Below are 24,687 nucleotides of genomic sequence, written 5' to 3'. Positions count from 1 at the left end.
GGGTTGCAACTTGTTTCAGCGTCATGAACCCATCGCGGGGATGTCCGGCAATGCGGCCGCGCTTGCCATGTCGCAAGCGATCCCGCTGCGGCGCGCCGATTCGGACGCCGAACCGCGGCTCGGCTGGCGCGACCGGCTGGCCGGGCTCGACCTTGTTCCCGACCTTGGCGACAATATCGGTTCGGGTGAATGGTGGCGCGGCCTGGCCACATTAACCCTGCTTTGCGGGACGGCGATCGCCACCTTCCCGGGAATCAAGCCCTTCGCGGTCGGGGGGACGCCGGCGCTCGACGCCGCCGATTTCAACGAAGCGCGTGCACAGATGATCGTGCCGCTGGCGTTCGGCGGCGACACCGGACGCCATATGGCGGCGACCGACGCGGTCCGTCCCCTGACCCAGACGCCCGAACGGCCGCAAATCGAATTGACCGCCACGCTGGGCCGCGGCGACAGTTTCGCGCGCCTGCTCGAACGGTCGGGTGTCGGCAGCAGCGAAGCGCAAGCATTGGCGAATCAGGTCTCGGGCGCGGTCCCGCTCGCCGATATTGCGCCGGGCACGCGCATCGACCTGATCCTCGGCCGCCGCGCCGCGCGCACGATGCCCCGCCCGGTCGAGGCGCTGGCGATGCGGGCGCGTTTCGACCTTCGGATCGAGATGGAACGGCAGGGCGGGCAATTGGTGATGCGGCGTATCCCGATCGCCGTTGATACGACGCCGCTGCGTATCCGCGGCCGGGTCGGCGACAGCCTGTACCGCTCGGCACGCGCCGCGGGCGCGCCCGCGCAAGCGATCCAGTCGTACCTGCGCGTCGTCGGCAAGCAGATCTCGGTTGGCAGCGACATCCGCGCGAGCGACGAATTCGACATCATCGTCGATTACCGCCGCGCCGAAACGGGCGAAAGCGAAACCGGCAAGCTGCTCTATGCGGGTCTGATCCGAAACGGAAAACCGAAACTCTCGATGCTCGAATGGACCGTCGACGGCCGGACCCAATGGTTTGAGGCGTCGGGGGTCGGCGAACAGCGCGGCGGCATGGTACGCCCTACGAACGGCCGCGTGACCTCGACCTTCGGGATGCGGCGCCATCCGATCCTCGGATATAAGCGCATGCACAGCGGCATCGATTTCGGAGGCGGCTATGGCGCGCCAATTTATGCGGTCACCGACGGCGTGGTGACGATCGCCGGCCGCCATGGCGGTTTCGGCAATTATGTGAAGCTCAATCATGGCGGCGGGCTTGGCACGGGATATGGCCATATGAGCCGCATCGCGGTGCGCCCAGGACAGCGCGTCAATCGCGGCCAGGTAATCGGCTATATCGGCTCGACCGGCCTCTCGACCGGCCCGCACCTTCATTACGAACTGTATCGCAACGGCCGCGCAGTCAATCCGGCATCGGTGACCTTCGTTACGCGCGCGCTGCTCGAGGGCAAGGCGCTCGCCGATTTCCGCGCCCGTATCCGCGCGCTGACATCGGTCGCGCCGGGCGCCGCGCTGACCCCGATCGCGCCGAAACAGGTCGAGGGGCCGCAACTCGGCAGCCTCGCCGACGTCGCCTCGAAACGCGCCGAGGGCGGGATCTGATCGCGCTCAAGGTGCGGCAATATCCATTTGCCCGGCGGCGAAGCGCGGCTATGCACGCCGCATGACCCAAGCCGCCTTTCCCGACCTGCGCCTGCGCCGCACCCGCCGCACCGGCTGGAGCCGCGCGATGGTGCGCGAAACGCATCTTTCGCCCGCGAACCTCATCTGGCCGCTGTTTGTGTGCGACGGGTCTGGTGCCGAGGAACCGGTCGCGAGCCTGCCCGGCGTATCGCGCTGGTCGGTCGACCGGATCGTCGAGCGCGCGAAAGACGCGGTTGCCGCGGGCATCCCGTGCCTCGCGCTCTTTCCCTATACGCAGCCCGACCGGCGCAGCATGGACGGCGGCGAAGCGCTCAATCCCGACAACCTCATGTGCCGCGCAGTCGCGGCGATCAAGGATGCGCTCGGCGACGATATCGGCGTGCTCACCGACGTCGCGCTCGACCCCTATACCAGCCATGGGCAGGACGGGCTGATCGACGCGGGCGGCTATGTGCTCAACGACCCGACGGTCGAGGTGCTTGTCGGGCAGGCGCTCAATCAGGCGCGCGCCGGCGCCGATATCATCGCGCCGAGCGATATGATGGACGGCCGCATCGGCGCAATCCGGCAGGCGCTGGAGGCCGAAGGTTTCGGCCATATCCAGATCATGAGCTATGCCGCCAAATATGCGTCGGCCTTCTACGGTCCGTTTCGCGACGCGGTGGGCTCGCGCGGGCTGCTGAAAGGCGACAAGAAAACCTATCAGATGGACCCCGCGAACAGCGAGGAAGCGCTGCGCGAAGTCGCGCAGGATCTGGCCGAGGGCGCCGACAGCGTGATGGTGAAGCCGGGGCTGCCCTATCTCGACATCGTCGCCGCAGTGAAGGCGAATTTCGCCGTGCCGGTCTATGCCTATCAGGTGTCGGGCGAATATGCGATGATCGAGGCTGCCGCGGCCGCCGGCGCGGGCGACCGCGACGCGCTCGTCCTGGAAACCCTGCTCGCCTTCCGCCGCGCGGGTGCGGCGGGCGTGCTCAGCTATCATGCGCTGCACGCTGCGCGGCTGCTCGGCGCATGATCCTGACCGAACGGTTGGCGATGCGATCGTGGCGCGACGAGGATATTGCGCCTTTTCAGGCGATCTGCAGCAACCCGGAGGTCATGGCGACCCTTGGGCCTCCGCTCGATATGGCGGCGACGGAGGCGCTGATCGAACGGGTCAAGGCGCGCGAAGCCGAACATGGACATACGTTCTGGGCGCTGGAACGCCGCGAAGATGCGCGCCTGATCGGTTGGTGCGGCGTCATTCGCGGCGACATGGCGCCGGTGGCGGACAAGGCCGAGATCGGCTGGCGGCTCGCGCGCGACTGTTGGGGCGCCGGTTTTGCAAGCGAGGCCGCGCGCGGCGCGGTAGCGTGGAGCTTTGCAAATCTGCCCGACGATGAAATCCGTGCGATCACCTGGCGGGGCAATGTCCGCAGCCGCGCGGTGATGGAACGGCTCGGCATGCAATATTGCCCCGACCTCGACTTCGATCACCCGAAACTTGCCGGGGGCGATCCGCTTCGCCCTCACGTCACCTATTCCCTCTCACGTTTGGCATGGGAAACCGCATGACCGCAACCGCATCGCCGCGTCGCTGGCTTTTCGTGCTGACCATATTGGTCGGCAGCTTCCTGCTCTTTCAGGTGCAGCCGATGGTAGCGCGGATGGTGTTGCCGCGGTTGGGTGGGGCGCCGGCCGTGTGGAACAGCGCGATGCTCGTCTATCAGGCGCTGCTGCTCGGCGGCTATGCCTATGCGCACTGGCTCGGCCGCTTCGCGGTGCGAAAACAGGCGATCATCCACCTCGCGCTGTTCCTCGTCGCGGCGCTGTGGCTTCCGATCGGCATCGCGCAGCTCGCGCCGCCCGCGGCGGGGCAAGAGGCGCTGTGGGTGCCGCTGCTGCTGCTCGCATCGATCGGTCCCGTCTTCTTCGCCGTGTCGGCGCAGGCGCCGCTGATGCAGCGCTGGTTCGCCGCCGACAGCCGCGCTGGCGATCCCTATTATCTTTATGCCGCGTCGAATCTCGGCAGCTTCGCGGGGTTGATCAGCTACCCGGCCTTCGTCGAGCCGACCTTGCCGCTCGCGGCGCAAAGCTGGGGCTGGACGGCCGGCTATGCGCTGCTCGTGCTGCTCGTCGCGGCCAGCGCGGCGGCGCGCTGGCACGGCCCCGCCGAAACCGCGAACCATGGCGCCGATGCCGGGGATGCACCGCGCCCGACCTGGCGGCGCCAGGTCCATTGGCTGCTGATCGCCGCGGTCCCCTCGGGGCTGATGCTGTCGACGACGACACACCTCACCACGGACATCGTCGCGATGCCGCTGCTCTGGGTGCTGCCGCTGGGCCTCTATCTTTTGAGCTTCGTGATCGCCTTCTCGACGATGGAGCGGCCGACGCAGATCATCACCCTGATCGCACCGGTGGTCTTGCTCGCGGTTGGCGGGCTGGGGCTACTGAGTTCGGGCGGCGGGTCGATGACGATCGCCCTCGCCAGCCTTGCGATGCTGTTCGTGATCGCGACCGCGCTGCACGGCTATCTCTATCATCTTCGCCCCGCGGCGCAGCATCTGACGCTCTTCTATCTCATCATGTCGGCGGGCGGCGTGCTCGGCGGGCTGTTTGCGGCGCTGGTCGCACCGCTGCTGTTCGACTGGGTGTACGAACATCCGATCCTGATCCTTGCCGCAGCGGCGTTGCTGCCGCTGCCCGCGCTGTTCCCGTGGGATAAATGGCTGAAGCTCGAACAGCGGACGGTCCGCCTGGTCCTCCTGCTCCTGATCGCCGTCGCGATGTTTGCGGCGCGCAGCATGATGGGCAACTGGACGGGACGGATCGACGGCGCGACCGCGGCGTGGGGGCTGACGATCTTCGCGATCGGTATCCTCGTCATCGGCTGGCGCTGGGCGTTCGTGCCGGTGCTGGCGCTGCTGATGATCGGTGTCGGCGGCTGGGACACGATCCAGGAAAGCTTCACGGGATCGCGCGTGCGCAGCTATTTCGGCGTCTACACGGTCACCGACTATCCGGCGTCGAACCAGCGCCGGCTGGCGCATGGGACGACGCTGCACGGGTTGCAGCGCACCGATGCCGAACACCGGCGCGACCCCACCACCTATTATGGCCATGAATCGGGCGTGGGCCTGACCCTCGACAAGGCCGAAGCGCTGGCCGGGCCAAACGCATCGATCGGGATCGTCGGGCTGGGGGCGGGGACGCTCGCCTGCTACCGGAAACCGGGACAGCAATGGACGATTTTCGAGATCGATCCCGCGATGGTCGAAATCGCGCGCGACCCCTCGAAATTCACCTTCCTGTCCGACTGCGCGGGGAACACCCCGATCGTCCTCGGCGACGCGCGGCTTCAGATCGCGAAGCAGCCGGCGGGACGGTTCGATATCATAGTTATCGACGCCTTTTCGTCCGACGCGATCCCGCTTCACCTGCTCACCAAGGAAGCGATCGGCATCTATCGGCGCGCGATGAAACCCGACGGCATCCTCCTCATTCATATTTCGAACCGTTTTTTCGGGCTGGAACCGGTGCTGGCCGAAGAAGCGCGGGCGCGTGGCTGGACGGCGGCAATCCGTATGGACCCCGGCCCGGCCGACGATGAATTCGGCGACCTGGCGGGATCGAACTGGGTCGCGCTGACCGCGACGCCGCAACGGATGCAACAATTGACCGGCGGCATCCGTCCGCGCACCGAGGCGTCGGAGGACGGCGCGTGGGTGCCGCTCGAATCGCGGCGGAATTTCGAGCGCTGGACCGACAATTATGCTTCGACGCTGCCGGTCCTGCTGTGGGACCATATCATCGGGAAACGTGACGAATGACCTATACCGACGTCAGCATCATCAGCGTCAATGGCAAGACGCCGCAGATCGACCCCAGCGCCTTCATCGCGCCCGGCTGCCGGATCATCGGTGACGTGCGCGTGGGGCCCGACGTCAGCATCTGGTATAATTGCGTGTTGCGTGCCGATGTCAGCCAAATCGTCGTCGGTGCGCGGTCGAACATCCAGGACGGCAGTATCGTCCACTGCGACGGCCCGATGCCGCATCGGCCCGAGGGCTTTCCGACGATCATTGGAGAGGATGTGCTGATAGGCCATATGGCGATGGTCCACGGCTGCACGTTGGCCGACCGGGCCTTCGTCGGGCTTAAGGCAACGGTGATGAACGGCTGCCGCATCGGTAGCGACGCGATGCTCGCCGCGGGCGCGCTGCTGACCGAGAATAAGGAAATTCCGGACCGCGAGCTCTGGGCGGGCGCGCCCGCGCGGCGAGTTCGCGAGATCGACGATGCCCAGGCCGCGGGGATGCAGATGGGCGTCGCGCATTATGTGCTGAACGGCCGCATGCACAAGGCGGCGATCGAGCAAGGCTAAACCTAACCCGTTCGCATTGAGCGAAGTCGAGATGCCCTCGCTTGGCGCTATGGCGAGGGGTGTCTCGACTTCGCTCGACACGAACGGGAACAAAAAGGGGGCGCCCCGCTTTTCCGGAGCGCCCCCTTTTTAATCTTGCTGGCCGACTTAGCTGAAGTTCACCATTGCATAGAGCATCGGGATCGACAGCAGGGTGTTGGTCCGCGAAAAGATCATCGCGGTCCGCGCGGCTTTCGCCTTCGTCGCATCGTCAGCCTCGACGATGCCCAGCGCCTTCTTCTGGTTCGGCCAGATCAGGAACCACACGTTGAACGCCATGATTAAGCCCAGCCACATGCCGACGCCGATCAGCTTGTACGGGTCCTGAAGCCCGAGCGCGGGCGCCAGATATCGGGCGTGGCCGGCGATGGCGAGACCGAGCAGCACGGTCAGCAGCGCCGCCCAGCGAAACCAGAACAGTGCGGCGGGCGCGATATGTTTCGACACCGCCGGTTTCAGTTCAGCCGGGATTTTCGGCATCGTCGGCATCTGGACGAAGTTGAAATAGTAAAGCAGGCCGATCCAGAGCACGCCGAAGAAGGTATGCAGCCAGCGCATGATCGCATTGCCTGCGGCGATGCCGTCCTCGAAGTTCTGGCCGTTCAGGCACAGCATCAGGACGATCGCCAGCACCAGGCCGGTGCCAAGTATCGCATGCAGATTTCCGAAAAATTTGTCCATGGCAATTCCCCCTGTTTATCGCGGCGCCGCGTGCGACCCGGAGCCGGTGATGCAGCTATGCCAGTCCAAGTGGGAAATGCATCACTTTTCGTCGGCGGCTGCGTCCTCGGGCACGGCAAGACCGTTCTTCAGCATCACGGGAACCTGGCTCAACGTGAAAAGGAAGGAGAGGGCGGTGACGCCCCAGACCTTGATCGTGAGCCACAGGTCGAAGCTCATCTGCTTCGCCTGTATCAGCTCGTACATCACGTGGTTGGCGATACCGAGCGCGGCGAAGAAAATCCCCCAGTTGCGCGACAGGAGCAGCCAGCCGCGCTCGGTCAGCCCCTCGAGCGCCGATTGCAGAAGATATTTGAGCATTGGCTTCTTGAACCAGTAACCGCCGAGCAGCAGCGCGGCAAAGGCGGCATAGATGATCGTCGGCTTCATCACGATGAAGCGTTCGTCATGGAACCAGATGGTCAGCGCACCGAAGCCGAGAACGAGAATGCTCGACATCCACAGCATCGGCGAAATCTTGCCGAGCTTCCATTTCGATACCGTCATCGCAATGACGATCGCGACCATGAAGGCGACCGTGCCCTTTATCGCCGCGGTGGTCGCTGCGAAGGCGCCTTCGCCCCCGGAGGAGAATTTATAGGCGAGGAAGAATATGAGCAGCGGCCCGAAGTCGATCGCGAAGTTGAGCCAGCCATGCTTCGCCGGTGGCGGCGCGGGAACCGCTTCGGGGCCCGAGGGAAGCACGTCGCTCATCTGATATTTCCTGCAATGATACCCGCAATCTCGTCGGCATCGAACGGACGAAGATCGTCGATGGTTTCGCCGATGCCGATCGCGTGGATGGGGAGCCCGTGGCGTTCGGCCGCAGACACGAGCACGCCGCCGCGCGCGGTGCCGTCGAGTTTGGTCATGACCAGCCCGGTGACGCCCGCGACCTCGCGGAACACGTCGATCTGCGACAGCGCATTCTGACCCGTCGTCGCGTCGAGGACGAGCACGACGTCGTGCGGGGCGGCAGGGTTGAGCCGGCCGAGCACGCGCTTGATTTTCGCCAGCTCGTCCATCAGCTCGCGCTTGTTCTGTAGCCGGCCGGCAGTGTCGACGATCAGCACATCGATGCCGGTCGCGGTCGCCTGTTTCACCGCATCGAACACAATGCCCGCGCTGTCGCCGCCCTCGGCCCCCGCCATGACCGGTACGCCCAGCCGTTCTGCCCAGACCTTGAGCTGGCCGATCGCTGCGGCGCGGAAGGTGTCGCCCGCGACCAGCATCACGCCATAATCCTGTTCCTGAAACAGATGCGCGAGCTTGGCGATCGTCGTTGTCTTGCCCGATCCGTTGACCCCGATCACGAGGATGACCTGCGGGCGCGGAAAGGCGTCGATGTCGAGCGGCTCGGCGACGGGGCGCAGCACTGCGGCGATTTCGTCGGCGACGACCCGGCGCAGTTCCTCGGTGCCGTTCGCGGCGATGTCGCGCCGCTCGGACAGGCGATCGCGGATGCGCGCGGCCATTGCGGGGCCGAGGTCGGCGGTGATCAGCGCCTCCTCGATCCGGTCGAGATCATCCTCGTCGAGCCGCGCCTTGCCGGTCAGCCCGGCCAGATTCTCGCCGAGCCGTTCGGAGGTGCGGCGAAATCCGCCGAGCAGCCTTTCGCTCCAGCTTTTGCCGGTCATGCGGCGATGTCCTTTTCTTGCATGGGGGCTGCGACCATGCGGTCGCCGTCGCGCGCGCTTAGGCGCACATCGATGATGGTGCCGGGTGCCGCGGCGGCGGCCAGCATCACGGCAGCGAAATTTTCGGCGTGGCCGGTCACGCCGTCGCGCTCGACGAGCATCGACGCGCTGTGCCCGATCTGGGCATCGAGCCAGTTCTGCCGCCGCCGGGCATTGGCCTCGCGCAGCGTCGCGGCGCGCGCGCGCGCGCGCGCGCGGCCGACCTGCGGCATCCGCGCGGCGGGGGTTCCGGCGCGCGGGCTGTACGGAAAGATATGGCCGAAGACGATGTCGCAATCGTCGATCATCGCCAGCGAGTTTGCGAACATCGCGTCGCTCTCGGTCGGGAAGCCCGCGATCAGGTCGGCGCCGATTGCGATGTCGGCGCGCGCGGCCTTCAGCCGTTCGACCAGACGCACCGCATCGGCACGGCGATGGCGCCGCTTCATGCGCGTCAGCACCATATCGTCGCCCGCCTGCAACGACAGATGGACGTGCGGCATCACGCGCGGTTCCTGCGTCAGCAGCGCGAAGAGCGCATCGTCGATACGGTCAGGATCGAGTGACGAGAGGCGAAGGCGCTCGACGGGCAGCGTCAGCAGCGCCTCGACCAGCGCCGCAAGACTGGTGCCGCTGTCGTCGCCATAGCTCGCGAGATCGACCCCGGTCAGGATGATTTCGCGCTGGCCGCGGGCGAGTGCGGTGCGGGCGGAGGCAAGAACATCCTCCACCGTTGCCGACCGCGCCGTCCCGCGCGCGAGCACCGTCGCGCAAAAGGTGCAGCTGTGCGAGCAGCCCGTCTGCACGCCGAGAAAGGCGCGCGCATGGTCGGCGCCCGAGAGGGCAGGTTGATAAGGACGGCCGTTGGCGTTCCGCATTCTCTTCGGGTCCGACAGGCTCAGGGCGAACGATTCTGCCGATGTACCCCCCTTAAATCCGGTTCGTGCCGAGCTTGTCGAAGCACTGTTTTTTTCTTGGGGGGCGTAGCTGGCAACCAACCCCTTGGCATCGTTGCGCACCACCCGTGCACCCATTTCAGCAAAGCGCCCGGCCTCGAGCTCTGCCGCGCATCCCGTCACCACGACCTCGGCGCCGGGCCGTTCGCGCATACTCCGGCGCACCGCTTGCCGCGCCTGCCGCACGGCTTCGTCGGTCACGGCGCAGCTGTTGAAGACGATCATGTCCCCCGCGCCCGCCCCGTTGACGGCCAAGCGAATCGCCTCGCCCTCGGCGATGTTGAGCCGGCAACCGAAATTGACGACCTGCGGGCGGCCGGCGGTGGCAGCACTCATCCGAACTGCGCCCAGTCGGTCTCGCCCTCGTAAACGCGCGTCGCGGCGCCGCTCATCACGATCGGCTCGCCCGGCGCCCATCGGATGACGAGGTCGCCGCCCGGCAGCGAAACCGTGACCGGCGACTGGACGAGCCCGGCCCGGATCGCGGCGACCGCGGTTGCGCACGCGCCCGTGCCGCACGCTTGCGTCAACCCCACGCCGCGTTCCCAGACGCGCAATTGCAGCTGGTTCTCGCCGTCGAGGCTCGCAACATTTACGTTGACGCGCTCGGGAAAAAGCGGGTCGGTCTCGATCCGCGGGCCGAGTTCACCCAGCGCAACCGCATCGGCCTCGGGAACGAAAAAGACGATGTGCGGATTGCCGACATTGACCCCGGCGCCATGCTCCAGCTCGTCCCACGCGACGGGCATATCGCGCGTGTCCATCGGCATCGCGAGCGGGATATGTTCCCAGTCGAACACGGGTTCGCCCAGCGTGACTTCGGCGCCGCCATCGGCGGGCGTTACGCGCAGCATGCCGCCCAGCGTTTCGATCACCGCGGGCTTGCCGATCAGCGTCGCGACGCAGCGTGTCGCATTGCCGCACGCCTCGACTTCGCCACCGTCGGCGTTGAAGATGCGCATCTTCACGTCCGCGCTCGCCGAGGGTTCGAGCAGGATCAGCTGGTCGCACCCGATGCCGTGGCGGCGGTCGGCGATCGCATGCGCGCGCGCGGGCGTCATCTCGACGGCCTTTTCGCGCGCGTCGATCACGACAAAGTCGTTGCCGAGGCCGTGCATCTTGGTGAAGCGGTCTGCCATAGTCCGCGCATGTAAGGGCGCGCGGTCGCGAAGTCTAGCGACGCGGCGGCGTCAGGCACTCTTGCGCAGCGGCGTTTCCTCGCTCGTATCCGGGCCGGCGGGCGGCACCATCGGCGCGCGGAGCAGTCCGCGCTCGGCGAGCAGGCGGTCGGTGTCGGCGGCCGATGCGGCGCGCCCGAAATACCAACCCTGGCCTTTGGAGCAGCCAAGCCGCGTCAGTTCGATCGCGGTCGCCTCGTCCTCGACGCCCTCGGCGGTGATCGGCATGGCAAGGCTTTCGCCCAGCCGCACAATCGCGACGACGATGGCTTGCGCGTCGGGGCTGCCGCGCATCGCCGCGATGAAGCTGCGGTCGATCTTGATCCGGTCGAAGGGCAGCGCGCGCAGGTGCGACAGCGAGCTGTAGCCGGTACCGAAATCGTCGAGGCTCAAGGACACGCCCTGATTCTTGAGGCTGGTGACGATCGAGCGGACGAGCGGCAGATTTTCGAACAGCGAGCTTTCGGTAATCTCGACTTCCAACTGCGCGGCAGGGAAACCCGTTTCGACGAGCAGTTTCGTCAGCTTCTGGCTGAACCAGGGATCCTTCAATTGCTGGGGCGAGATATTCACCGCGAGCATGATCGACGGGTCCCAGCGTTTCGCGATCTCCATCGCATCGCGGATCACCTGCAACGACAATTCGCCGATTATTCCGCTTTCTTCGGCAACGGGGATGAAGCGCTCGGGCGGGATCATGCCATATTCGGGGGAGTCCCAGCGCATCAGCATCTCGAAGCCAAGCAACCGTCCGCTCGCAATATCGACCTGCGGTTCGAAATGCGGCGCGAATTCCCCGCGCGGCATACCTTCGCGGATGCCGGTCTCGATCTGGTTGCGGACCTGCACAGCCATTTCCATGCCGGGTTCGAACCAGATATGGCGGTTCCGTCCCTCGTCCTTGCAATGATACATCGCGATGTCGGCCTGGCGGACCATTGTTTCCATCGTGACGCTGGCATCGCTTGCAAGCGATATGCCGAGCGAGGCGCCGATGCGGATTTGCTGGCCGTCGTGGTTCACCGAATTGTCGAGCGCCGTCACCAGTTCGGCCGCCAGCGCGTCGATATCCGCGCGCGCGGCGGGGTCGAACGCCAGCATGGCTACAAATTCGTCGCCGCCCAGCCGCGCCTTGGTGGCGTTGGGCGGCAGGATGGCCGAGATGCGTTCGGCGGCGACCTGCAGCACGCGGTCGCCGGCGGCATGGCCGTGGATATCGTTGACGGTCTTGAAATGATCGAGATCGAGCAGGAACAGCGCGACCTGCCGTTTGTCGGCGATCGCGCTCGCGATCTGCCGCTGCCCTGTCGCAAGCAGGGCGCGCCGGTTAAGAAAACCGGTCAGCGGATCGGTATCGGCGAGGTAGCGCGCACGCTGTTCGGCTTCGGTCTTCTCGCGAATTTCGCGATTGAGATCCTCATACCGGCGCCAGCCGAACAGGATCAGCGCCACATTGAGTACCAGCGCCGCAGCGAGCGCCTGATCGGGGCCTCCGCCCAGCCCGCTCAGCGTCTGGACGATCGCCCTCATCACATTGCTGCCCGTCCCGACGAACAGGAGGATTGCCGCGACGACGATGCCGCCGGCGATGATTTCACGCCTGGCTCCCTCGCTGCGGTCCAGCTGCTTCGACGTCACGCTCATATGAAATTCCCCACCATCGCGCCTTGATGCGCGCAAAGCAGTGAAATTTGCGTTAAGTGAGGCGTCGTGGCGCTTGCTTGCCAAGAAGCGGTTTTTTGTGTAGAGGCCGCCGCGTTCGCGCGCATCTTGCGCACGGATTATCGATGTCCGCGACGGAAAACCTGTCCACGGATAGCCGCTGGTTGGCGAGGTTTCGCTCACCGGCGTCTTTTGCGTTGCGGGCCTCGAAAGCAAGGATTTGAGGCGCATGTTCGACAGTCTGAGCAATCGGCTTGGCGATGTTTTCGGGAAGCTCCGCGGCCGCGGCGCGCTGACCGAGGCCGATGTGCGCGCGGCCATGCGCGAAGTGCGAATCGCCCTCCTCGAAGCCGACGTTGCGCTACCCGTCGTGCGAAGCTTCGTCGATCAGGTCACCGAACTCGCGATCGGCCAGAATGTGCTCCGCTCGGTCACGCCGGGGCAGCAGGTGGTCAAGATCGTCAGCGATGCGCTGACCGAAATGCTGGGTTCGGAAACCGCAGAGCTCGACCTTGCCGTCACCCCGCCCGCCGTCATCATGATGGTCGGCCTGCAGGGCTCGGGCAAGACGACCACGACCGCGAAGATCGCGAAGCGGCTGAAGGACAAGGAACGCAAGAAGGTGCTGATGGCGTCGCTCGACGTCAATCGCCCGGCGGCGCAGGAACAACTCGCGGTTCTGGGGCAGCAGATCGACGTTGCGACGCTGCCGATCGTCGCGGGGCAGCAGCCGGTCGAGATTGCGCAGCGCGCCATGCAGGCAGCGAAGCTGCAAGGCTATGATGTGCTGATGCTCGACACCGCGGGCCGCCTCCACGTCGACCAGCAGCTGATGGACGAGATGCAGGCGGTGTCGCGTACGGCCAGCCCCGCCGAAACGCTGCTGGTCGTCGACAGCCTGACCGGCCAGGACGCGGTGCAGGTCGCGCAGCGCTTCACCGACCAGGTGCCGCTCACCGGCGTCGTCCTCACCCGCATGGACGGCGACGCGCGCGGCGGTGCCGCGCTCTCGATGCGCGCGGTGACCGGCAAGCCGATCAAATTTGCGGGGACGGGCGAGAAGCTCGACGGACTCGAACTCTTCCAGCCCTCGCGCATCGCGGGCCGCATCCTGGGCATGGGCGACGTCGTCAGCCTAGTCGAACGCGCCGCCGAAACGATCCAGGCCGAAGAGGCCGAGGCGATGGCGGCGAAGATGGCCAAGGGTCAGTTCGACCTCAACGACCTGCGCACCCAATTGAACCAGATGCGCCGCATGGGCGGCCTCGGCGCGCTCGCCGGCATGATCCCCGGTATCAAGAAGGCGCAGGCGGCGATGGCGCAGGGCGGCGCCGACGACAAGATGCTCGTGCATTTCGACGCGATCATGGGGTCGATGACGCCCAAGGAGCGCGCGAAGCCCGAACTCATTAATGCGAAGCGCAAGATCCGCATCGCCAACGGGTCGGGCACGACGGTGCAACAGGTGAACAAGGTGCTGAAGATGCATCAGGAAATGTCCACCGCGATGAAGAAAATCCGCAAGATGGGCGGGCTCAAGGGCCTCGGCGCGCTGTTCGGGCGTGGCGGCGGCATCCCGGGGATGCCCGGGCTTGGCGGTGGTGGAATGGGCGGCGGTGGTTTGCCCGGCCTCGGTGGTGGCGGCATGCCGCCGGATCTCGCCAACCTGCTCAATAAAAAGAAATGATTTAACCCGAATTTTTGAGTTCAAAACGAAAAGGAATTACGCATGGCTACCTCCATTCGCCTCGCACGCGGCGGTTCGAAAAAGCGTCCCTATTACAAGATCGTCGTCGCCGATTCGCGCAGCCCGCGCGATGGCCGCTTCATCGAACGTATCGGCAGCTACAATCCGCTGCTCGCCAAGGACAGCCCGGAACGCGTCAAGCTCGACGCCGACCGCGCGAAGCATTGGCTGAGCGTCGGCGCCCAGCCGAGCGACCGCGTCGCCCGCTTCCTCGACGCCGCGGGCATCAAGGAGCGCGCCGCGCGCAACAACCCGAACAAGGCCGTCCCGGGCGAAAAGGCCAAGGAACGCGCCGAAGAAAAGGCGCAGAAGCTGGCTGATGCCGAAGAAGCCGCAGCCGCCGCTGCCGCCACCCCGGCACCCGAACCCGAAGCTGCTGAAGAAGCCGCTCCTGCGGCCGAAGAAGCTGCGGCACCCGAAGCCGCTGAATCGGACGCTACCGGTTCGGTGAAGACCGAGGAAACCGCCGAAGCCGTTGCCGACGCCGTCGCCGACGAAACCCCCGCCGACGCGACCGCCGAAGACGCGGCTGCGATCGCCGAGGAAGTCGCCGAAGGCGGTCCGGTTGCACCCGAAGCCGAAGAAAAGGCCGAAGGCTAAGCCCTTATGAACGCCGATCGTCCCGTCACCCTCGCCGCCATCGCCGGCGCGCACGGGGTGCGGGGCGAGGTGCGTTTGAAGCTGTTTGGCGAAGGCGCGGAGGCTCTCCGCGCCTTTTCCGTTTTCGACGCGGGCGACCGCAAGCTCACGCTGAAATCGGTGCGTCCCGCCAATCAGGGCGCGGTCGCGACCTTCGCCGAAATCACCGACCGCGGCGCCGCCGAGGCGTTGCGCGGCACCATTCTCACCGTCCCGCGCTCTGCGCTGCCCGCCTTGGCCGAGGACGAATATTATCACCATGACCTGATCGGCCTGCCATGCGTATCGACCGACGGCACGGCGATCGGCCATGTCGCCGCGGTCGAGAATTTCGGCGCGGGCGATATCCTCGAGATCGAGAAGCCCGACGGCAAGCGCTTCATGGTGCCGATGATCGCGAAGGCGGTGCCGGCGTGGAGCGATGCGGGCGTGACCGTCAACGCGGCGTTCGTCGAGTAACGTCGGTTGGGGGTGGGCTCGCAGCCGCCGTCTGTGACGCTGTCCAAAGGTCAGTAAAGGTCAGCCTTGTGCGCCGCCCGATTTGACGCCGCGGGGATGCGGGACGCACCCGGCCGCGATCGATCGTGCCGAACGATGGGCAACCGCCTTTATCTACCGTATGAAAGAGCCGGGATGAAGGCTGGCATAGCCGGATATTGTAGGAAAGGGCTTTTTTGCAGGCGCCGGCTTTGGGGCGGGGAGCCGCCATACCCCATATTCGTCATCCCCGCGAAGGCGGGAACCCAGCGCCCGCGTAGGCTCGCTCCACACTGGGTTCCCGCTTTCGCGGGAATGACGAAGCTATCAGAACCGAAGCGACCGGTCGTTACCGGAAGAAACAGTTGGTGCCCGCGAACAGCGCGTCGATCTTCGCCGCGTCGGGCGGGGCGAAGATGCCGCCGATGACCCTGTCGCCCGTGCCGATGCTGAATTCCTCGCCGAGCGTGCTGTCTTCGAGGTCGACGATCGGAACCGATTCCTCAGCCTCGGTACGCGTTGTACCTACCGCGATTCCGCTCATCGTCGAATAGCTATCGGCGCCGGGTTCGTTGCCGAGGAACCAACCAACGAACTTCCCGTCCTGAAAATTCAATGTCATCGCGTCGTAACGGGTGAATTCCATCGCGCCGGCGCCGCATTCCGCATTCGCGCTGCGATCATCCTCCTTGCCGGCGACATTGGCGAGCGCGGCTTCCGCTTGCACCCGCGGTACGCCGAAGGCGAGAAGGCTGGTCCTGCCGCTCGTCTTGTCGATGAAGCGCAGCCCTTCGCCGTCGAGACCGACCGCCGTCGTCGCGGCGTTCGGCCCATCGGCCTTTGCCTCGGGCATTTGGGGCGCGGCGGGATCCGCGTCCGCAGGCGCTTTTTCGGCGGCCGGTTTACACGCGGCCAGCAAGCCGATCATCGCGAGGGTTTTGAACTTGCGCATGTCTGTCTCCTGCCGCCGGCTCCCGTCCGGACCATCATGACCAATATCGCACCCAGCGTGGCCAGCGCCATATCCTTTTGCGGGTCCCAGATGTCGCCCTGCTGGCCGTTGTAGCGGTTGGCCGTCTCACCCGCCGCGACGACGGTGAGCAGCCATTCGAAGATTTCGTAGAGGCACGAGACGGCGAGAACCCAGCCCAGCACGCCGACCGTCGCTCCGCGTGTCCCGAGCCCGCCCCAACGCCTTGCGGCTTCGGCGACCGGGATCACCGAGAGCGCGCCGAAAGCGAAATGGACGAGGCGGTCATAATGGTTGCGCGTCCAGCCGAAGGCGTCGGAGAAGCCCGCGCCTGTTAGCGCGCGCGCCCAGTCGTCATAAGGGACATTGCTGTAGGCATAGCGTCCGCCAAGCGTATGCAGCGCCATAAAGGCCACGATACACGCGACCGAGGCGGTCGAAAGCGGCCAGCGGCGCAGCAGCCAGGGCGCGGCCACGATCAGCAGCATCGTCGGGATATGCTGGAGCAGCGCGACCTCGGGATAGGGCTGGTCGACTTGCGCGGCGAGCAGCAGCGCGAGGAGCAAGCCGATCAGCCAGCGCTGCGCGGGCGGGATCGCGGCGATCACCAGCGCAGCGACATGCAGCTGAGCCCGGCATCGACATGCGCGATCTGATCGGTCGGCAGCGGACGAATCGCGATGCCGCGCGCCGTGAGCAAGGCATGGGTCGCAGTCCAGCTATCGCCAACGAGGATGGTATCGCGGACACGAAGAATATTGGCGGCAGGCTCTTCGCCCGGCGGGGTCGTCACGACCTCCAGACCATCGAATTGCGGACAACCGGCGAGCGCGGGAACAACCAGAATCGTGCCTTGGTCGATCAGCCCGCAACCGGTCTTGAAGTGGAGGACGCCGCGCGGCGTTTCGGCGATTTCGGCGCGGTAGCCGATTTCGCCGAGCAGATCGGCGACTTCGGCGGCGCCCGCACGGTCGGTGCGCGCCGACAGGCCGATGATCACGCGGTCGGCGAGGCGCAATATGTCGCCGCCGTCGGCGAAGCCCGGACCGGTCATTTCGAGGAGATTGGTGTGATGGGCAGCGAGAGCCTCGCGGATATGCGCAACCTCGCCCGCGCGGGTCGGCGCGCCGGGGCGGAGCAGGATCGCAGCATCGGGAAAGGTCAGCGCGACGTCTTCGGTGAAGAGCGCGTCAGGGAACTCCTCGATCGGTTCGAGGACCTCGACCGGGAGGCCGATGTCGCGCAGCGACCCGACATAGGCCCGATGCTCGGCGAGAAGGCCGCTGAAATCGGGATCGGGGCCGCCGCCGGCGCGGATGCCGTTCACAGCCGAACGCGCAGGCGCCCGGCAGAGAGCGTGGGTGAAGGCATAGGGGCTGGTCATGCCAGCGGCATAGCCTGAATGCCTGGATATCGCCAAGGCGATACTCCCCGTGCCCCCGGCATGGGGAGGTGGCAGCCTCGAAGAGGCTGACGGAGGGGCTTTTGACGCCAGGTCGCGGCCCCTCCACCATTCGCTTCGCGAACGGTCCCCTCCCCATCGCTTCGCGACAGAGAGGATTAGCTTTAGCCCTTCTTCAGATGCCTGCGTCCCAACAGCTCGGCGATCTGCACCGCGTTCAGCGCCGCGCCCTTGCGGAGGTTGTCGCTGACGCACCAGAGGTTGAGGCCGTTTTCGACCGTCGGGTCTTCGCGGACGCGCGACACGAAGGTCGCAAAGTCGCCGACGCATTCGACGGGGGTGGTGTAGCCGCCATCCTCCCGCTTGTCGTGGAGCACGACGCCCGGCGCCTCGCGCAGGATGCGCTGTGCATCCTCGGCCGACAGTTCCTCTTCGGTCTCGATGTTGATCGCTTCGGAGTGGCCGACGAAGACCGGGACGCGGACGCAGGTCGCGGTGACCTTGACCTTCGGATCGAGGATCTTCTTGGTCTCGACGACCATCTTCCATTCTTCCTTGGTCGAACCGTCGTCGAGGAATTTGTCGATGTGCGGGATGACGTTGAAGGCGATCTGCTTGGTGAACTTCTGCACGTCCTTTTCGTCGCCGACGAAGATCTGGCGCGTCTGGTTCCACAGCTCGTCCATGCCCGCCTTGCCCGCGCCCGACACCGACTGATAGGTCGAGACGACGACGCGCTTGATCGTCGCGGCATCATGCAGTGGCTTCAGCGCGACGACCATTTGCGCGGTCGAGCAGTTCGGGTTCGCGATGATATTCTTCGCGGTGTAGCCGTCGATCGCCTCGGGGTTTACCTCGGGCACGATCAGCGGCACATCGGGGTCCATGCGGTAGAGCGACGAGTTGTCGATCACGACGCAGCCCGCCGCGGCGGCCTTGGGCGCGTGGATCGCGGTCGCGTCGCTGCCGATCGCGAAAATCGCCATGTCCCAACCCGACCAGTCGAAATTTTCGATATTCTGGCACTTTACGGTCTTGCCCGTATCGCCGATTTCGATCTCGTCGCCCTGGCTGCGCGAGGATGCGACCGCCGCCAGTTCGTCGTAGGGAAATTCGCGCTCGGCGAGAATGGCGAGCACTTCGCGCCCGACATTGCCCGTGGCTCCGGCGACAACGATACGATAACCCATTTACTCACTCCTCAGTGCAAAAATTCGGTTGAAACTCTGGTCAGACTTTCCAGCGGAAATGGCCGGTCAGCGGGTGGTCGAACAGCGCGTCCTCCTCGCGCGTGCCGCCTCCGATATTGTGGAGAACGAGCGGAACGCCCGTGGTATCCTTGCGATCGGATACGATGCCGGTGTGTGGCATCCGCCCGCCGACCAACTGCGTGAAGATATCGCCGGGGCGCCAATCGGCGGGATTGTCGGTGACGGGGAGCGAAGCCCCCTGCCGCCGCCAGAAGGTCGAAAGGTTGGGAACGCGGCGATGATCGATATTTCGGTCGGGGCGACCCAGACCCCAATTCTTCGGATAGGCCCCAAAATTGGCACGCATGTCGGCATTTACAAGGGCCTGGAGGTCGGCGCCGAGCGCATCGCGGAAGGCGCGGATCACAACGTCGGTGCACACGCCTTTCGCACGGTCGACGTCGCCGTTCGGAAAGCGCAGCACGGTATAGGCGGGGTCATAGGTCAGGGTGACGCCGACCTGTCGCCGCGCCGCATTTACGATGCGCTGCGCATTGGTGAGCGCCATCGCCTCGCCCGACACGCCAAAGGCGAGCACCGCGCCAAGGAAGGCGCGCCGCGTCGGCTGGAACGGGAGGGGGAACGCTTGCATCAAATTCGCTTTGCCCAAAAGAAAACGACCGGCTCTGCCTGTTGGCGGAACCGGTCGTTTTTGAAAGCTGTTTCGGCTTTGGATGAGAGAAGCTCTCCTTAGCCTTCGCCGGCTTCCGACCGGTAATCGCGACGTTCCGCAATACGTGCCGATTTACCAGTGCGCCCACGCAGATAGTAAAGCTTCGCACGACGGACGGCGCCCTTGCGGACGACGGTAATGCTGTCGATGTTGGGCGAATAGAGCGGGAAGACGCGCTCGACACCTTCGCCGAACGACATTTTGCGCACGGTGAAGTTGGAGCCCATGCCCTTGTTCGAGCGGGCGATGCACACGCCTTCGAAATTCTGGACGCGGGTGCGTTCGCCTTCGACCACCTTCACGCCGACCTTCAGCGTATCGCCGGGACGAAATTCGGGGATCGCCTTGCCAGCCTTGGCAATTTCTTCGGCTTCGATCGTCTGGATGAGGTTCATATCCTCGAGTCCTCTTCTATTCGCCGCGCGCCAGAGGCAGGTCGGTCCCGAGCATCGACATGACGCTCCCAAAGGTCCGGCCTGCGTAACCGTGTCTATCGGCAAAGCCCCCCGATCGCAGCACTTCGGGAACCCTGCGCCCCGTCCGGCAGACCGGCCGGGGATAAGCGGGTGCGGACGCGCGCAATGAATGCGATTCGCCCGGTTCCGCCTGAAGCCGCGGCCACTACGCCGGAAAGCGACGAAATGCAAGCGGTTGCGGCCGCGGACGAGGGGGTGATTTAAACGGCCCTTAACCAAAATCGCCCATGGAGGGCACCGGAGGGACCGATGCCTTATGTGACCGCCATCAAGCCGCTGGCAATCCGCGTTTTCGCGCCTGCCGATGGCGCCGCGCTGGCTGCCTTCCTCAACTGGGCGCTGTGCTGGCTGCTGCTGCCCAACCTCGCTTTCCTGCCGATCACGATCATGGGCGGGCCGATGCGCGCGCCCGAAATCTGGCTGTGCGGCGCGGTCGGCCTTGTGGCGAGCCGGTTCGGATATTGGGTTCGCCTCACCACCTTCTTCGCGCTGCTGGTCTATCTGACGCTGGTTTTCATCGCGAGCATGTTCAACATGCACGTCAGCATGATCCTGTCGGTGGTCGCGCTCGTGCTCGACATTCGGCCCGCCGCCTCGCCCGAATATCTGACCGGCGGCGCGCTGCTCATCCTCGTCCTCGCGCTGGCCGCGCGCCAGCTTGGCCGGCCGGGCAAGCTGCGCGGCCTGCAATGGATCGCCGCGGCCGCCGCGCTGACCTACACGCTGGCAACGGCCGACTATGTCCGCGCCCGCGACAATGCGACCGCGTACAACCGGCTCGCCCCCGCCGCCGCGCCCTTCTCCTCGGCGACGCAGCAGGCCGGCTTTCTGACACTGGCCGATGGTAAAAGGCATGTGATGATCGTCGTTGTCGAGGCGATGGGACTGCCGACCGAACCTGCGTTGCGCACGCGCCTCGATGCCATCTGGACGCGCGCGGAACTCGCCGAACGGTTCGACATCAGCCGGGGCAGCACGACCTTCTATAATTCGACGACCAAGGGCGAAATCCGCGAATTGTGCGGGCGCTGGGGCGATTATACGGAGATCGTCGCGGCCGAGCCCGATTGCCTGCCCGCGACGCTCGCGCGCCGCGGTTATGCGACGCATGCCTATCATGGCTTTTCCCGGGCCTTTTTCGACCGCGACCGCTGGTATCCGCTGATCGGGTTCGAGCGGACGAGTTTTCGCGACGCGATCGAGGCGCGCGGCGCCGGCCATTGTCCCAATGTCTTTCCGGGCGCGTGCGACCGCGACATCCCGCGGCTGATCGGGCGCGACCTTGCCGCGGCGAAGCGACCGCAATTCGTCTATTGGCTGACGCTCAATTCGCACCTGCCGGTGGTCGCCAATGCCGAACTGCGCACTGAGGATTGCCGCCAGCTGGGTCCCGCCCTCGACGCCGACTATCCGCAGGTGTGCCGGCTCTTCGCGGTATGGGACGACACGGCGGCGGCGCTCGCCGCGATGACACACCAGCCCGGCTTTCCGCCGACCGACATCCTGATCGTGGGCGACCATATGCCGCCCTTTACCCAGCAGGCGAGCCGGATGAAGTTCGACAGCACGAAGGTGCCGTGGGTGTTGCTGCGTTATCGCCCGTCGCGCGCGGCGACATAGGCGGCCCACAGGTCGGGGCGGCGCGCCTTTGTATCGCGCTCGGCGCGCTCGCGGCGCCAGGCGGCGATCTTCTTATGGTTGCCCGAACGCAGGACATCGGGGATGTCATGCCCTTCCCAGCTGACCGGCCGGGTATAGTGCGGATATTCGAGCAACCCCTGTTCGAAGGATTCGTCGTCGCCGCTGGCCGACGCCCCCATTACGCCGGGCAGCAGGCGAATACAGGCGTCAAGCAGGAGCAGCGCCGCCATCTCGCCGCCCGACAGGATGATGTCGCCCATCGACACTTCCTCGATAGGCCGCGCGTCGAATATGCGCTCGTCGAATCCCTCGAACCGTCCGCAGAGAATGATTGCGCCCGGACCGGCCGCGAGCTGGCGCACGCGCGCCTGCGCAATCGGCGTACCCCGCGGGGTCATCGCAAGGACCGGCAGCCCGGGATGTGCGGTGGCCGCATGGTCGATCGCGGCCGCCAGAACGTCGGCCTTGAGCACCATGCCCGCCCCGCCGCCCGCCGGCGTATCGTCGACGGTGCGGTGCTTGTCGGTCGCAAAGTCGCGGATCTGCACCGGCGCGCAGTGCCAGGTCCCGCTTTCGAGCGCGCGTCCTGCCATGCTGTGCCCCAGCGGCCCGGGGAACATGTCGGGATAGAGGGTGAGGGGGACGGCGGTGAAGGTCATTCAATCGAACACTTTGGCATTGTGGAGCTTCCGGTCCCGGCGGACAAGAATTCTATGGAAAATCAACGAAATCAAGAATGCGCAACCGATAAACAACGCGACGTTGTCCCACTGGATGTGGGTGACATTGTCGCCCCATACGCGCACAACCATCGGAAAAACCACCGAAAGGATCGTGGCACCCGCCGCAACCAAGAGAGACGCCGTCCAAAATTTCTGTTTGTTCAGGCGAAACAAGACCCACGTCACGACGAGCGGGGCAGCGATCCAAAAGATCGTGACGACAAGTCCCTTTAGATTTACTAGCGGAACAGAAAATTCGATTGCCCCAACTCCTTATTCCAACATTGCGCTCCCATGGCGTTAAAAGTCATGGCAGCGGCTTCCATAGCGCCCCGGGCAGGATGTGGCGATCCTTGCCGATCTCGGCGTGCAGCCATTCGCGGAAGCGTTCGATCTTGCGCACCCCGACGCGGTTCTCGCGGTGGACGAGCCACATGCCCGATGATTCCGAGACATAGAGCGTGTCGAAGGGCTGCACCATGCGCCCGCTCGCGAGTTCGCCCTGCCAATAGAGCGGGGTCATCATCGCGACGCCGAACCCCGCCTGCACCGCGCTCGCTTCCTGCAACTGGCTGTCGAGCTCGATTCCGCGCCGCGACGGCACCGGCGGCGTTTCGACCCCGGCAAGGGCGAACCATTCGGCCCACCAGCTGTCGTTCGGCGCGAGCCGCTGGACGCGCAGCAGGTCGGCGGGCTCGCGGATATCATGTTCGGCGATAAACGCCGGCGAGGCGATCGGCGCCAGATATTGGCGCATCAGGAAATCGGCGCGCAGCCCCGGCCAGACGCCCTTGCCGATGCGGATCGCGACGTCGACGTTCGAGGCGTCGAAATCGACGAGCGCGTTGCTCATCGCCATGCGCACCGCCAGTTCGGGGTAGAGGAGCTGGAAGCTGCCGATGCGCGCGCTGAGCCAAGTGCCGCCAAAGCTGGTCGCGGCGTTGATCGTCAGCACATCGGCTTCATCGCTGCCGAGCGCGGCAAAGGCGTCACCCATTGTCGCAAAAGCGTTGCTGATCGCGGGCAGCAGCCGCAGCCCCGTTTCGGACAGCCGCACGCGGCCTTTCTCGCGCACGAAGAGCGCGCGGCCAAGCCGGTCCTCCAATTGGCGGACTTGATAACTTACCGCCGCCTGCGTCAGCCCCAGCTCTTCGGCAGCGCGCGAGAAATTCTGCAAGCGACCGGCGGCTTCGAAGGTGCGTATCGCGGCAAGCGGCGGCAGGCGGGCCATGCCACCTTATAAGCCAGCCTTATACTATGGTCTACGCCTTTTGTTGGCGGCGCGACGCCAAAGCGCGCATTTAGGACACACCGAAGCGAAAGGAAATGAGCGATGAAAGACGAGCAGTTCATGCGCGTTTGGAATGACGATCATGATCATTTCAGCGCCGATATCACCCGCGCCATCAAATGGCTGGTCGAACCCTTTCGCCGCATGGGCGAATATATGGGACCGGCCAGCGCGCCGGGCGAGGACAGTTTCTTCACCCGCGCCGCCGCGCGTTGCGGCATCAACCCCCGCCGCGCGCACTGAAATCCCTGCCCCCTTCTCAAAAGGTCCAGGGTGAAACGGGGTGGAGCCGTCCCTTGCAAGGCTCCACCCCGTTAATTTTTCAGGCGACGACATCATCGTGCGAATGGCAACGGAAGTCCGCTCACCACCCCTTGCGGTCACGGCCGCATATCCGCCGCCGAATTCAAACCCCTCCGCCGCTTCTGTTACCGTGCCGTGCATGTCCAGCTTCGTCCCCTGCGCGCCGCTCAATGTGCCCAAGCCGTTCGGCGAGCAGATATGGATCGTCGACCGCCCCGAAATCCGCATGGATTATGGCCCTACCTCGATACCCTGCGGCAAAGAGGCTGGACCCTTTCGGCCTGTCGCGGCATTGTAGCAATATGGAGACCGTTGCCACCTGGTTTACCGGCCAATTGCTGCTCGCGCTGCCCGGCATCGGCGATCCGCGCTTCGAGCATTCGGTCATCGCGATAATCAGCCATGACGAAGAGGGCGCGATGGGGATCGGCATCGCCGACCCGATCGCGGGCATGACCGTCGGTGCGGTGCTCGACCAGTTGGAGATCGAGCATGAGAAGCCGCTCGATCAGCCCGTGTTCCTGGGCGGACCCGTCGAGCCGTCGCGCGGCTTCGTGCTGCACAGCCGGGATTGGGGCGGCGAGGCTGCGGTGCAGGTTAGCGACCGCTGGATGGTGTCGAGCTCGCACGACATATTGCGCGCGATCGGCGAGGGGCGCGGTCCATCGCACTGGCTGGTTGCTTTGGGTTATGCCGGCTGGTCGCCGGGACAGCTCGAAAGCGAAATGGTGCGCCATGGCTGGCATGTGACGCCGGGAAGCGATGCGCTGTTGTTCGAAACGCCGCCTGCCGAACGTTGGCAGGCGGCGTTCGCCGAAGCGGGAGTGGACGCCCGCTTGTTGACCACCGAAGGCGGCGAGGCGTAGGGT

The 24,687-nt window shown here is 65.4% G+C and carries 25 protein-coding genes and 1 pseudogene; 11 read left to right on the top strand and 15 right to left on the bottom strand.

Annotated features, from left to right (window positions below):
- Nucleotides 1-40: 40 nt before the first annotated feature.
- The 5 genes from HDC35_RS08475 to HDC35_RS08455 all read left to right on the top strand — a co-directional run bounded on the left by HDC35_RS08475 (nucleotide 41) and on the right by HDC35_RS08455 (nucleotide 5,996).
- Nucleotides 41-1,585, top strand: a complete 1,545-nt coding sequence (locus tag HDC35_RS08475; RefSeq protein ID WP_184646501.1) for a M23 family metallopeptidase — start codon at nucleotides 41-43, stop codon at nucleotides 1,583-1,585.
- Nucleotides 1,586-1,646: 61 nt separating this feature from the next.
- A complete protein-coding gene (gene hemB, locus HDC35_RS08470; RefSeq protein ID WP_184645667.1) occupies nucleotides 1,647-2,645 on the top strand; it encodes a porphobilinogen synthase in 999 nt (332 codons plus the stop codon).
- Nucleotides 2,642-3,184 (top strand): GNAT family N-acetyltransferase, encoded by a 543-nt coding sequence (locus HDC35_RS08465; protein ID WP_184645665.1) that lies wholly within the window; start codon nucleotides 2,642-2,644, stop codon nucleotides 3,182-3,184. Before hemB ends, HDC35_RS08465 begins: the two co-directional genes overlap by 4 nt.
- On the top strand, nucleotides 3,181-5,442 hold the full coding sequence (locus tag HDC35_RS08460) for a spermidine synthase (RefSeq protein ID WP_184645663.1): 2,262 nt from the start codon (nucleotides 3,181-3,183) through the stop codon (nucleotides 5,440-5,442). Before HDC35_RS08465 ends, HDC35_RS08460 begins: the two co-directional genes overlap by 4 nt.
- Nucleotides 5,439-5,996 (top strand): gamma carbonic anhydrase family protein, encoded by a 558-nt coding sequence (locus HDC35_RS08455; RefSeq protein WP_184645660.1) that lies wholly within the window; start codon nucleotides 5,439-5,441, stop codon nucleotides 5,994-5,996. Before HDC35_RS08460 ends, HDC35_RS08455 begins: the two co-directional genes overlap by 4 nt.
- A gap of 147 nt (nucleotides 5,997-6,143) precedes the next feature.
- On the opposite strand, the gene HDC35_RS08450 is transcribed toward HDC35_RS08455, so the two are convergent.
- The 6 genes from HDC35_RS08450 to HDC35_RS08425 all read right to left on the bottom strand — a co-directional run bounded on the left by HDC35_RS08450 (nucleotide 6,144) and on the right by HDC35_RS08425 (nucleotide 12,209).
- Entirely contained in the window at nucleotides 6,144-6,716 is a 573-nt protein-coding gene (locus tag HDC35_RS08450; protein WP_184645658.1) for a urate hydroxylase PuuD, read from the bottom strand.
- A gap of 81 nt (nucleotides 6,717-6,797) precedes the next feature.
- The gene (locus HDC35_RS08445; protein WP_184645656.1) at nucleotides 6,798-7,469 is read right to left on the bottom strand and encodes an inner membrane-spanning protein YciB; all 672 of its coding nucleotides are present in this window, start codon (nucleotides 7,467-7,469) and stop codon (nucleotides 6,798-6,800) included.
- Nucleotides 7,466-8,392 (bottom strand): signal recognition particle-docking protein FtsY, encoded by a 927-nt coding sequence (gene ftsY, locus HDC35_RS08440; RefSeq protein WP_184645654.1) that lies wholly within the window; start codon nucleotides 8,390-8,392, stop codon nucleotides 7,466-7,468. The genes HDC35_RS08445 and ftsY overlap by 4 nt, the downstream gene beginning before the upstream one ends.
- Complete coding sequence (locus HDC35_RS08435) at nucleotides 8,389-9,723, bottom strand: MiaB/RimO family radical SAM methylthiotransferase (RefSeq protein WP_184645652.1); 1,335 nt, start codon at nucleotides 9,721-9,723, stop codon at nucleotides 8,389-8,391. Before HDC35_RS08435 ends, ftsY begins: the two co-directional genes overlap by 4 nt.
- Nucleotides 9,720-10,526: a diaminopimelate epimerase gene (gene dapF / locus HDC35_RS08430; protein ID WP_184645650.1), complete on the bottom strand. Its 807-nt coding sequence runs from the start codon at nucleotides 10,524-10,526 to the stop codon at nucleotides 9,720-9,722. Before dapF ends, HDC35_RS08435 begins: the two co-directional genes overlap by 4 nt.
- Nucleotides 10,527-10,577: 51 nt before the next feature.
- Entirely contained in the window at nucleotides 10,578-12,209 is a 1,632-nt protein-coding gene (locus HDC35_RS08425; protein ID WP_184645648.1) for a bifunctional diguanylate cyclase/phosphodiesterase, read from the bottom strand.
- Between the two features lie 247 nt (nucleotides 12,210-12,456).
- Here HDC35_RS08425 and ffh point away from each other — a divergent pair, with 247 nt between their 5' ends.
- From ffh to rimM, 3 genes and pseudogenes are all read left to right on the top strand, one after another.
- Nucleotides 12,457-13,914 (top strand): signal recognition particle protein, encoded by a 1,458-nt coding sequence (gene ffh / locus HDC35_RS08420; protein ID WP_184645646.1) that lies wholly within the window; start codon nucleotides 12,457-12,459, stop codon nucleotides 13,912-13,914.
- 42 nt (nucleotides 13,915-13,956) lie between these two features.
- A pseudogene (rpsP, locus tag HDC35_RS08415) lies at nucleotides 13,957-14,415 on the top strand (30S ribosomal protein S16); the annotation flags it as partial.
- 165 nt (nucleotides 14,416-14,580) lie between these two features.
- Nucleotides 14,581-15,072: a ribosome maturation factor RimM gene (gene rimM / locus HDC35_RS08410; protein ID WP_184645641.1), complete on the top strand. Its 492-nt coding sequence runs from the start codon at nucleotides 14,581-14,583 to the stop codon at nucleotides 15,070-15,072.
- Between the two features lie 367 nt (nucleotides 15,073-15,439).
- Here the strand turns inward: rimM and HDC35_RS08405 are convergent, their stop codons facing one another.
- The 6 genes from HDC35_RS08405 to rplS all read right to left on the bottom strand — a co-directional run bounded on the left by HDC35_RS08405 (nucleotide 15,440) and on the right by rplS (nucleotide 19,780).
- On the bottom strand, nucleotides 15,440-16,042 hold the full coding sequence (locus HDC35_RS08405; RefSeq protein WP_184645639.1) for a hypothetical protein: 603 nt from the start codon (nucleotides 16,040-16,042) through the stop codon (nucleotides 15,440-15,442).
- Entirely contained in the window at nucleotides 16,015-16,668 is a 654-nt protein-coding gene (locus HDC35_RS08400; RefSeq protein WP_311770739.1) for a DUF2238 domain-containing protein, read from the bottom strand. Before HDC35_RS08400 ends, HDC35_RS08405 begins: the two co-directional genes overlap by 28 nt.
- Nucleotides 16,665-17,444: an arginine deiminase-related protein gene (locus HDC35_RS08395; protein WP_260397627.1), complete on the bottom strand. Its 780-nt coding sequence runs from the start codon at nucleotides 17,442-17,444 to the stop codon at nucleotides 16,665-16,667. Before HDC35_RS08395 ends, HDC35_RS08400 begins: the two co-directional genes overlap by 4 nt.
- A gap of 182 nt (nucleotides 17,445-17,626) precedes the next feature.
- Nucleotides 17,627-18,652: an aspartate-semialdehyde dehydrogenase gene (locus tag HDC35_RS08390; RefSeq protein ID WP_184645635.1), complete on the bottom strand. Its 1,026-nt coding sequence runs from the start codon at nucleotides 18,650-18,652 to the stop codon at nucleotides 17,627-17,629.
- 40 nt (nucleotides 18,653-18,692) lie between these two features.
- On the bottom strand, nucleotides 18,693-19,304 hold the full coding sequence (locus HDC35_RS08385; RefSeq protein WP_221438182.1) for a DUF1287 domain-containing protein: 612 nt from the start codon (nucleotides 19,302-19,304) through the stop codon (nucleotides 18,693-18,695).
- 98 nt (nucleotides 19,305-19,402) lie between these two features.
- A complete protein-coding gene (gene rplS / locus HDC35_RS08380; protein WP_184645633.1) occupies nucleotides 19,403-19,780 on the bottom strand; it encodes a 50S ribosomal protein L19 in 378 nt (125 codons plus the stop codon).
- 330 nt (nucleotides 19,781-20,110) lie between these two features.
- Here rplS and HDC35_RS08375 point away from each other — a divergent pair, with 330 nt between their 5' ends.
- The gene (locus tag HDC35_RS08375) at nucleotides 20,111-21,481 is read left to right on the top strand and encodes a sulfatase-like hydrolase/transferase (RefSeq protein ID WP_184645632.1); all 1,371 of its coding nucleotides are present in this window, start codon (nucleotides 20,111-20,113) and stop codon (nucleotides 21,479-21,481) included.
- Here the strand turns inward: HDC35_RS08375 and trmD are convergent.
- From trmD to HDC35_RS08360, 3 genes are all read right to left on the bottom strand, one after another.
- On the bottom strand, nucleotides 21,454-22,161 hold the full coding sequence (gene trmD / locus HDC35_RS08370; RefSeq protein WP_184645630.1) for a tRNA (guanosine(37)-N1)-methyltransferase TrmD: 708 nt from the start codon (nucleotides 22,159-22,161) through the stop codon (nucleotides 21,454-21,456). The genes HDC35_RS08375 and trmD overlap by 28 nt on opposite strands.
- Entirely contained in the window at nucleotides 22,162-22,398 is a 237-nt protein-coding gene (locus HDC35_RS08365; RefSeq protein ID WP_184645627.1) for a hypothetical protein, read from the bottom strand.
- 133 nt (nucleotides 22,399-22,531) lie between these two features.
- The gene (locus HDC35_RS08360; RefSeq protein ID WP_184645625.1) at nucleotides 22,532-23,455 is read right to left on the bottom strand and encodes a LysR substrate-binding domain-containing protein; all 924 of its coding nucleotides are present in this window, start codon (nucleotides 23,453-23,455) and stop codon (nucleotides 22,532-22,534) included.
- Between the two features lie 102 nt (nucleotides 23,456-23,557).
- Here HDC35_RS08360 and HDC35_RS08355 point away from each other — a divergent pair, with 102 nt between their 5' ends.
- Nucleotides 23,558-23,758: a hypothetical protein gene (locus HDC35_RS08355; protein WP_184645623.1), complete on the top strand. Its 201-nt coding sequence runs from the start codon at nucleotides 23,558-23,560 to the stop codon at nucleotides 23,756-23,758.
- Nucleotides 23,759-24,120: 362 nt separating this feature from the next.
- Nucleotides 24,121-24,684 (top strand): YqgE/AlgH family protein, encoded by a 564-nt coding sequence (locus HDC35_RS08350; RefSeq protein ID WP_184645621.1) that lies wholly within the window; start codon nucleotides 24,121-24,123, stop codon nucleotides 24,682-24,684.
- Nucleotides 24,685-24,687: the final 3 nt, after the last annotated feature.

The sequence above is a fragment of the Sphingopyxis sp. JAI128 genome (assembly GCF_014207235.1).
Taxonomy (GTDB): domain Bacteria; phylum Pseudomonadota; class Alphaproteobacteria; order Sphingomonadales; family Sphingomonadaceae; genus Sphingopyxis.
This window is presented reverse-complemented; position numbering and strand designations above follow the sequence as displayed.

Coding starts and splice junctions, on each gene's coding strand:
- rplS (WP_184645633.1), bottom strand. CDS start 19,780: ATGAACCTCATCCAGACGATCGAAGCCGAAGAAATTGCCAAGGCTGGC.
- HDC35_RS08355 (WP_184645623.1), top strand. CDS start 23,558: ATGAAAGACGAGCAGTTCATGCGCGTTTGGAATGACGATCATGATCAT.
- HDC35_RS08465 (WP_184645665.1), top strand. CDS start 2,642: ATGATCCTGACCGAACGGTTGGCGATGCGATCGTGGCGCGACGAGGAT.
- HDC35_RS08460 (WP_184645663.1), top strand. CDS start 3,181: ATGACCGCAACCGCATCGCCGCGTCGCTGGCTTTTCGTGCTGACCATA.
- HDC35_RS08455 (WP_184645660.1), top strand. CDS start 5,439: ATGACCTATACCGACGTCAGCATCATCAGCGTCAATGGCAAGACGCCG.
- HDC35_RS08350 (WP_184645621.1), top strand. CDS start 24,121: ATGGAGACCGTTGCCACCTGGTTTACCGGCCAATTGCTGCTCGCGCTG.
- ftsY (WP_184645654.1), bottom strand. CDS start 8,392: ATGACCGGCAAAAGCTGGAGCGAAAGGCTGCTCGGCGGATTTCGCCGC.
- hemB (WP_184645667.1), top strand. CDS start 1,647: ATGACCCAAGCCGCCTTTCCCGACCTGCGCCTGCGCCGCACCCGCCGC.
- HDC35_RS08390 (WP_184645635.1), bottom strand. CDS start 18,652: ATGGGTTATCGTATCGTTGTCGCCGGAGCCACGGGCAATGTCGGGCGC.
- dapF (WP_184645650.1), bottom strand. CDS start 10,526: ATGGCAGACCGCTTCACCAAGATGCACGGCCTCGGCAACGACTTTGTC.
- HDC35_RS08360 (WP_184645625.1), bottom strand. CDS start 23,455: ATGGCCCGCCTGCCGCCGCTTGCCGCGATACGCACCTTCGAAGCCGCC.
- HDC35_RS08450 (WP_184645658.1), bottom strand. CDS start 6,716: ATGGACAAATTTTTCGGAAATCTGCATGCGATACTTGGCACCGGCCTG.
- rimM (WP_184645641.1), top strand. CDS start 14,581: ATGAACGCCGATCGTCCCGTCACCCTCGCCGCCATCGCCGGCGCGCAC.
- HDC35_RS08375 (WP_184645632.1), top strand. CDS start 20,111: ATGCCTTATGTGACCGCCATCAAGCCGCTGGCAATCCGCGTTTTCGCG.
- HDC35_RS08475 (WP_184646501.1), top strand. CDS start 41: ATGTCCGGCAATGCGGCCGCGCTTGCCATGTCGCAAGCGATCCCGCTG.
- HDC35_RS08435 (WP_184645652.1), bottom strand. CDS start 9,723: ATGAGTGCTGCCACCGCCGGCCGCCCGCAGGTCGTCAATTTCGGTTGC.
- HDC35_RS08395 (WP_260397627.1), bottom strand. CDS start 17,444: ATGACCAGCCCCTATGCCTTCACCCACGCTCTCTGCCGGGCGCCTGCG.
- HDC35_RS08445 (WP_184645656.1), bottom strand. CDS start 7,469: ATGAGCGACGTGCTTCCCTCGGGCCCCGAAGCGGTTCCCGCGCCGCCA.
- HDC35_RS08425 (WP_184645648.1), bottom strand. CDS start 12,209: ATGAGCGTGACGTCGAAGCAGCTGGACCGCAGCGAGGGAGCCAGGCGT.
- ffh (WP_184645646.1), top strand. CDS start 12,457: ATGTTCGACAGTCTGAGCAATCGGCTTGGCGATGTTTTCGGGAAGCTC.
- trmD (WP_184645630.1), bottom strand. CDS start 22,161: ATGACCTTCACCGCCGTCCCCCTCACCCTCTATCCCGACATGTTCCCC.
- HDC35_RS08405 (WP_184645639.1), bottom strand. CDS start 16,042: ATGCGCAAGTTCAAAACCCTCGCGATGATCGGCTTGCTGGCCGCGTGT.
- HDC35_RS08385 (WP_221438182.1), bottom strand. CDS start 19,304: ATGCAAGCGTTCCCCCTCCCGTTCCAGCCGACGCGGCGCGCCTTCCTT.